Below are 6,942 nucleotides of genomic sequence, written 5' to 3'. Positions count from 1 at the left end.
ACGTCAACACCACATCCCCACACACCACCGCCACCGCACCCGGCGACCGACCCACCCACCGACCCACCAACTCATGCACCAACAACCCACCCGAAACACCCGAACCCACCACCGCCGACGACCACGACCCCACCAACGACCGCTCCGCCTCGTCCATCGCCGCGAGGTGCCCGATCGCCAGGCGGGGTTGGTCGAGCGCGCTTCCCAGCAGTCGCAACCAGTGCCGGAAGAACAGTTCTGCCGAGTCACGCAGGAACAGGTCCGTGCAGTACTCGATCTCGATCTCGTACCGGTCGCCGACGTCGTAGACGGTGAACGTGAGGTCCAGCTTCGCGGTGTCCGTCGGCACGAACTCCCGGGTCAGGAACGACTCGCCGACGCCGGCCGCCGGCCCGTTCTCGTGGAACGCGAACAACACCTGCACGAGCGGGCCGTGGCTCGGCACCCGCTGCGGCACGAGACGGTTGACCAGCCGGTCGAACGGCACGTCCAGATGCTCCAGGGCGGAGAGCACCGACTCCTGGGTACGTTCCACGACGGCCTCGAACGTCGGTTCCCCGCTCAGGTCGGTGCGGGACACCAGCGTGCCGGCGAACAGCCCGACCACGTCCAGGAACCGGCTGTCCCCCCGGCCGGCGACCGGCGAACCGACGACGACATCGGTCTGGCCGGTCTGCCGGTGCAGAAAGACGTTGAAGGCCGCGAGCAGCACCACGTACGGCGTGACCCCGCCGCACCCGGCCAGCGCCCGCACCCGGTCGCGGACGCCTGGCTCCACGGTGAACCGCAGGGTCTCGCCGCGATAGGTGAAGTCCCGGGGGCGGTTCCGGTCACGTCCGAGTTCGAGCAGCCCCGGCGCGCCGCGCAACTGCTCGACGCGGCGGTCGAGTTCCCGCTGCGCCTGCGGCCCGGCCAGCCACCGCTGTTGCCGGACGCAGTGCTCGACGTACGCCGCCTCCGCCGAGGGTGGCACGGCGGCGCCGCCCAGCCCGGCGGCCAACTCCCGCTCGATGATCTCCAGCGAGAGGCCGTCGACGGCGATGTGGTGGAACGTCAGGTGGACGAGACGCACCTGGTCGTCGACCGCGAACACCGCCGCGCGGACCAGGGGCCCGGCGCCGAGGTCGAACGGCGCCCGCGCCACGGCCCGTACCACCTCGGCGCACCGCGCGTCGCGCTCCTGGACCGGGCAGCCGGTGAGGTCGTGGACCTCCAGGGGAAGCACGCGGCCGGGCAGGAGACGCTGCACCATCTCGCCGTCGACCTCCTCGAAGGCCATGAACAGCGCGTCGTGCCGGGCCAGCAGGCGGCTGAGGGTGGCGACGGCCTCCGGCAGCGGTACGGCGGCACGCAACCGCCACGAGACCGGGACGTGGTAGGCGGCGCTCGTCGGCGCCAACCGGTCGAGGAACCACAGCCGCTGCTGCTCGCTGCTCAACGGCCAGGGCCGATTGTCCTGCGCCATACGACACTCCCTGCCAGACGGTTCACCTGCTGCGCCCACGAAGGTCGGCGTTCTACTTCTCGGCCTGGAGCATGGCGTTCTCGGCCTGCGCCATGGCGAGGGCGAGGCTTCTCGGCCGCATGTCCTGCCAGTTCTCCTCGACGAAGCGGAGCGCTTCGTCCCGGCCGCCCGGCCCCCATGCCACGGTCCATCCCGCCGGCGCCTCGGCGAATTCCGGCCACAACGAGTGCTGCAACTCCGCGTTCACCAGCACCAGAAACGTGCCGTCCGCATCGTCGAATGGATTCATGATCCGCCTCCGGTCCACGTCGATGCCGCAGGGAGTCCACAAATCCTCCGGAAGCGGCCGTCCCGAATCCTGCCGGGCGATTGAGGCGGCGGCCAGAAATTGCCACTTTCAGAAACTGGCAGTTGGTGTACGCGGTCCCGGCGGGACCGCACGGGCAGGCCAACCCGCCGACGGCAGAATTCCCCAGAAACGAAAGTGGAGGATGTGAGGCGGCTACGCCGGGTCGGTCACCGGAATCAGCGACACGATCTGCAGTTCACTCGCGCTCGGATCGGTGAGGGTGACGACGTCGACCAGGGTCGTCCGGTGGTCGCTGGAGAGCCGGATGCCGCGCCGCGACCGGAGGGCGCACCCGTACGCGGCGTGGGCGTTCCACAGGCAACGGGCTTCGGGGTTGGTCTCCAGGCAGGCGTCGACCAGCGCGGCGATCCCCGCGTCCTGGGGGTGCAGTGCCCGGGCGATACGCATCTGGGTGAGCAGCGGCGCCGCCCAGTCGGTCTCCCAGTTGACCAGCCGGCGGCGCGCGTCCGCGTCGGTGAACAACCAGCGCGGATAGCTGGGATCGTTGCGCAGCCAGGGATAATAGGCCTCGCACGTCTCGTTGTGCAGCACCACCCGCGCGTACCGGTCGAGAACGTAGGTCGCCCAGCGCTGGCCCTCGACGAACTGGCGGAGGGCGGGCCCGAGGACGACCGCGGTCGCGCCGACCGGCGACGGCGGCGGCATTCGGCCGACCGCGAGGAGATACAGCAGCTCCCGCTCGTGCCTGTCGAGCCGCAGCGCCTCTGCGACGGCGTCGAGGAAGGCGTCCGAGTAGTTGGCCCGCACGCCGCGTTCGAGGTTGCTGTACCACACGACACTCACCCCGACGATCTCCGCGATCTCCTCCTGGGTGACGTTCGACCGACGCCCCCGGCGTCTCCGGGCAACCTGGTGGTCGTCCGGCGACAGCCGGTGCCGCCAGGCTCTGACGCAGGCGGCCAACTCGCTGTTCTGATCCGCCGAGACCTGCCGGATGGCAACCATTTTCCCCTCGTCCTGGCGCAGCAGCCATGAATGATTGGTCCACGCACCGAGACCCGACCAAAATGGACCCACCGGCCATCGGCCATCGGTCACACGGCTCTCCTGCGAACCGGAAGCGGGGCAGATCGATCGGTCGACGGCTGCCCGTCACCGTGACCGAGAGATCCTGCGTACGCCGCATTCAGCCGGATAGGCCGAAGCCCGCTCGCGACGAGACCGGCACAATCAGGGCCAGCGGCCGTCACGAATGTGGATACTACCGGCTGGGGACCCGGACACCAATAGTCGAGTATCGATTAGGTCACTGTCCGATCACCTCGCGCGAAACTCCCCGCAACCACCTGCACCAGCTCGTCATGGACTTGGCCGTACTGCACCCTTGGCCACGTCCACGCAGTGCCGCACGATCTGCCCGTGATAAGCGTGTTGCGTAGATAGCGGCAGCCGGGATCGCGCCCACGTCCGAGTGAAACGAACCACGACCATGATCCAGCGCTTTTCGGATTGGTCGAATTCCACGTTTGTCGGGGTCGACGCAAGAAGCCGACGTGACCGCACGTCCCTCACCGGCCCGGGCTTCGCAGCCGGTGCGGGCTCACTCGCCCGGACCTGCGGGGGCGACCCCGTTGTCGACGAAGTCGAAGTTCAGGCCCTCGCCCGCATCGCCCTCGCCCACCCGTTGGGCAGTCAGGCCCTGCCCGTCGACCACGCGCAGGTAGACCTTGCCCTCGCCACCGATGGTGTACGTCGGGCGACCCTGATTCTCCTCCTGCGTCTTCTCGATGGCGAACAGCTGACCGGCCCGGCTGGAGTCACAGGCGGCCGCCACGACCGTCGTCGGGGCACTGCCGTTGTCGCGCAGGCCCATGCAGTCGGGCTCGCTGCCGCCGAGTGCCTTCGCGGTCCTGATCTGGTACCTGTTCCCACCGGCGGGCAGCAACACGAACAGACTCTTGTCCGTTTCGCCGTCGGTCAGGTTCAGCCGGCCCTTGGCGTCGACCGCCAGGATCGACTCGAACGACCCGACCGGCCGCAACACGACCTGCCGTTCACCCCGCAGGATCGGGTCGGCGCTGCCCGCCTGCGACCCGCCTTTCGACCCTGAGCCGGTGGGCGAGGGCGAGGGCGCGGCCCCGGTCGCGCCGCTGTCGGTGGCGGGTGCCGATGTCGCCGGCGAGGCGGCGGAACTCCCGGCCTCGGGGGCCGGCGTGGCGCAGGCCTGCATGGATGCGGCGACACCGGCGGTCAGTACCGCCGCGGCAGCGACACGAAGGGCAGACGTGGGGCGGATCCACAGGTTCAGCATCGGCCAACTCCTTAGTGAGCTCCACCAGGAGGCTAGCCCGCTACCGGATCACGCGCAGAAGTCGTACGGCCGCAGGGGTCCACGTGGCTCGCCGTTCGTCCGGACCCTCCCCCGACACCGGATCCCCCTCGGCTGAGGCGGGCCGTTCCTCCTACGGTCCCCCCAGCGGCTCTGCCGGTCGGCAGGGGAACCCGACATCGACGCAGTGCTCATCGTCGGCGGCGGTGGCCCAGTTCGGAAGGTAGATTTCCCGGGCTGACGCACTCAGCACCTGGTCGTGATCGCGAAGCCACGTACCGATCGCGTCGTAGGCCCGCAGGATCGCCGGGTACGTCGCCTGCGCTTTCGTGAGCGACACGTACGCCTGCCGGTGTGCTCGCTCGATCCGGACCCCGACCGGCCCTTCAGGCTCCACCGGGTCGCTCGTCGGGACACACACCTCGACGGGCCCGTCGGAGTCCTCGCTGACCAGCCCGTGGTAGGCGACGAACAGCGGGCCGGACAGCACGCCGCGGGCAGCGGTGAGGTGGTCGAACAGCAACTGCGTGGCCTCGGGCAGGAAGCCGGGAAGCCGATCGGCGGTAACGTGTCGCTGGATGAAGATCACCTTTTGGGCAGGCACGTCGCGATGATGCACCTTGTGCGCCATGGGAGTTCCTTGATCTTTGAGGAGTTCCAAGAGGTGGCTCACCAGTGGCCGGCGGGCGGAGTGTCTGGTCTCGGCGTCACGCCAGTACGCCTCCACCCGGCTGACCGACTGTGGGCCGGAGACGCTGAGCACGTCGGCGATGTCCGCCAGAGGCATGCCGATCGCGCGGAGCAGAGTGATACGGCGAGCGCGGTCGAGCTCGGCGGGACCGTAGTACCGGTAACCGGTGCGGGGGTCGATGTGAGCCGGGGTCAGAAGCTTCCGTGCGTCGTAGAGGCGCAACGCCTTCGGACTCAGTCGTGACTGAATCAGGAACTCACCGCTCGTCAACCACCGTGGCATGTCGGGAGTCTGTTCCCTGCCCCTGGGGCGAGGTCAACAATGACGGCGGGTCACACACGGCTACCGCCAGCCGTGGCAGCGGCCCGGTGGGCCCGTGACATGATTGCCCCCATGGGGAAGCAGCAGGACGTCGGCGGGCCCGACCGTCACAGCGGGTCAGATACCACCGCCCACCGTGCGGCCGGAGACAGCGTCGACGCGCGGCTCGCCCTCGCGCAGGACCCCGCAACGCCGCAGATGACCCTCTTCGAGTTGGCGTCCGACCCGTCGGCCGTGGTCCGCAAGGCGGTCGCGGCCCGGGCCGACGCGCCCGCGCAGGCACTGCGACCGCTGACCCGGGACTATGATCGCCAGGTCCGGGAGGCCGTCGCGAGAAACCCTTCGGCCTCGGTCGGCAATCTGTTGCGTCTCGTCAAGGACGCCGATCGGTGGATCCGTTGGGCGGTCGCCGGCAACCCGGCCTGCGACGAGTCGGTCCGCCGGGTGATGTCGGAGGCATCCGACAAGGAGCTTCGTGGCCTCCTCGCGGAGATGCGGGAGTTGGAGCCCGAGCTGGCCGCCAAGCTGATCGACGACGTCTCGCCCGAGGTACGGGAACGACTCGCCACCCACACCCACGACCCCGACGTGATCACCGCCCTGATGGCCGACCGCACCGCACGGGTGCGCAAGGGGGTCGCCCGCAATCCGCGGACCACCGCCGGGCAGCGCAGCGCGCTTGCCCAGGACCCCGTGGTCGACGTCCGTGCCGCGCTGGTCCGCTCGGTCGAACTGGACGAGGCGGACCTGGAACGCCTGGTCGACGACCGTTCGGTGCAGGTCCGGCTGGCGATGGCGACGTCCGAGTTCATCCCGCCGCACATCCGGCAGGCCCTCGGCCGCGACCCCGACTCGATGGTGGCCGACGCGGCGCGGGACTTCCGCCCGGCGACCGGCAGTTCCCCGGTGGTACGGGCTCCCCGCATCGGTCACCGGCGCTCCGGGACCGGTCCGGGTCGACCGGGCGACGCCGCACGCTAGGGGGACATACCGGACGGCCCAGCGGGTGTGACAGTTCATTCCCGGATTTGCCCTGCCGGGAGCGGTGCACCGGGCGCGACATGTCGGCGGTCTGCTGCTCAGATCTGCCGCACGGCCAGCAGGCTGAGGGCGGCCACAAGCACGAAGCCCGCCCCGACGGTGATCGTCCGAATCCGGACCCGGAGGTCGGCGTCCCACCTGTCGCCGGTGCCAGCGGCACGGCGGGCGAGCGGGGTCAGCGCGCGCCCGACACCGAACCCGATCCCGGCGAGCACCGCGACGTGCAGGCGTTGACCGCCGAGGAGAAGGGCGGCGGCCAGCACGTACGGAGCACTCGCCGAGACGTAGGTGCGGACCCCGGTGCCGAGTTCGAAGCCGAACTGCAGCGCCCCACGCCGCAGGCTGCGCTGAAGCACGTCCTGCGGTACCTGCCGGGCATTCTGCGGTAACCGGATCGGTACCAGGCCCAACTCACGGAGCAGCCCCAGCACCGCCACCGCCACGATGCCGGCGTACCGCCACGGGCCGGGCAGGGGAGCCGACAGCCCGGAGAGCAACCCCAGCACCAGCCCGCTGAGCGAGCCGCCGACGATCAACCCGGTGACGAACAGGGCAAGGACGACGCTCTGCCGATCTCGATCTCGCCACCCGGGCGAGGCCAGCGCGTGAGCGCTGTTGTGCGTTCAAACCGAGCCGGAGAGCGTGTAACCGGCGAGCCCTCCGACCATCGCCCAGGTGAGCACGTTCCCGTACGCGGCGGCGGCGAGCGCACCGACGGTGAGCAGCAGGAAGGGTGCGAGCGGATCACCGCCCCAGCGGCGTACCGCCCGCACAGGGCCTGGCAG

General features: G+C 70.0%; 8 protein-coding genes. 1 reads left to right on the top strand and 7 read right to left on the bottom strand.

Translation table 11 applies throughout. The features are described from left to right. The 5 genes from ABT023_RS23625 to ABT023_RS23605 form a co-directional block, all read right to left on the bottom strand. The coding region (locus ABT023_RS23625; protein ID WP_350888574.1) for a condensation domain-containing protein at positions 1–1,465 on the bottom strand (1,465 nt) is incomplete at its 3' end. 52 nt (positions 1,466–1,517) lie between these two features. Next, on the bottom strand, positions 1,518–1,754 hold the full coding sequence (locus tag ABT023_RS23620) for an MbtH family protein (protein ID WP_350888573.1): 237 nt from the start codon (positions 1,752–1,754) through the stop codon (positions 1,518–1,520). A 213-nt stretch (positions 1,755–1,967) separates the two neighbouring features. After that, positions 1,968–2,780, bottom strand: a complete 813-nt coding sequence (locus ABT023_RS23615; RefSeq protein ID WP_350888572.1) for a helix-turn-helix domain-containing protein — start codon at positions 2,778–2,780, stop codon at positions 1,968–1,970. Between the two features lie 595 nt (positions 2,781–3,375). Further along, entirely contained in the window at positions 3,376–4,086 is a 711-nt protein-coding gene (locus tag ABT023_RS23610; RefSeq protein WP_350888571.1) for a hypothetical protein, read from the bottom strand. 151 nt (positions 4,087–4,237) lie between these two features. Further along, positions 4,238–5,077 (bottom strand): MerR family transcriptional regulator, encoded by an 840-nt coding sequence (locus ABT023_RS23605; RefSeq protein ID WP_350888570.1) that lies wholly within the window; start codon positions 5,075–5,077, stop codon positions 4,238–4,240. 111 nt (positions 5,078–5,188) lie between these two features. On the opposite strand from ABT023_RS23605, the gene ABT023_RS23600 reads away from it, so the two are divergent. Next, positions 5,189–6,097: a hypothetical protein gene (locus ABT023_RS23600; protein WP_350888569.1), complete on the top strand. Its 909-nt coding sequence runs from the start codon at positions 5,189–5,191 to the stop codon at positions 6,095–6,097. Between the two features lie 98 nt (positions 6,098–6,195). Here ABT023_RS23600 and ABT023_RS23595 read toward each other — a convergent pair whose 3' ends face one another. Both ABT023_RS23595 and ABT023_RS23590 read right to left on the bottom strand, forming a co-directional pair. Continuing rightward, a complete protein-coding gene (locus tag ABT023_RS23595) occupies positions 6,196–6,693 on the bottom strand; it encodes a hypothetical protein (RefSeq protein ID WP_350888568.1) in 498 nt (165 codons plus the stop codon). Between the two features lie 87 nt (positions 6,694–6,780). Then, positions 6,781–6,930: a hypothetical protein gene (locus ABT023_RS23590; RefSeq protein ID WP_350888567.1), complete on the bottom strand. Its 150-nt coding sequence runs from the start codon at positions 6,928–6,930 to the stop codon at positions 6,781–6,783. Positions 6,931–6,942 lie beyond the last annotated feature (12 nt).

Source organism: Micromonospora sp. NPDC002296 (assembly GCF_040296145.1).
GTDB lineage: Bacteria > Actinomycetota > Actinomycetes > Mycobacteriales > Micromonosporaceae > Micromonospora.
Note: the sequence above shows the minus strand (reverse complement) of the source record. Positions and strands in the feature narration are given on the sequence as shown.

Coding starts and splice junctions, on each gene's coding strand:
- ABT023_RS23600 (WP_350888569.1), top strand. CDS start 5,189: ATGGGGAAGCAGCAGGACGTCGGCGGGCCCGACCGTCACAGCGGGTCA.
- ABT023_RS23620 (WP_350888573.1), bottom strand. CDS start 1,754: ATGAATCCATTCGACGATGCGGACGGCACGTTTCTGGTGCTGGTGAAC.
- ABT023_RS23610 (WP_350888571.1), bottom strand. CDS start 4,086: ATGCTGAACCTGTGGATCCGCCCCACGTCTGCCCTTCGTGTCGCTGCC.
- ABT023_RS23605 (WP_350888570.1), bottom strand. CDS start 5,077: ATGCCACGGTGGTTGACGAGCGGTGAGTTCCTGATTCAGTCACGACTG.
- ABT023_RS23615 (WP_350888572.1), bottom strand. CDS start 2,780: ATGGTTGCCATCCGGCAGGTCTCGGCGGATCAGAACAGCGAGTTGGCC.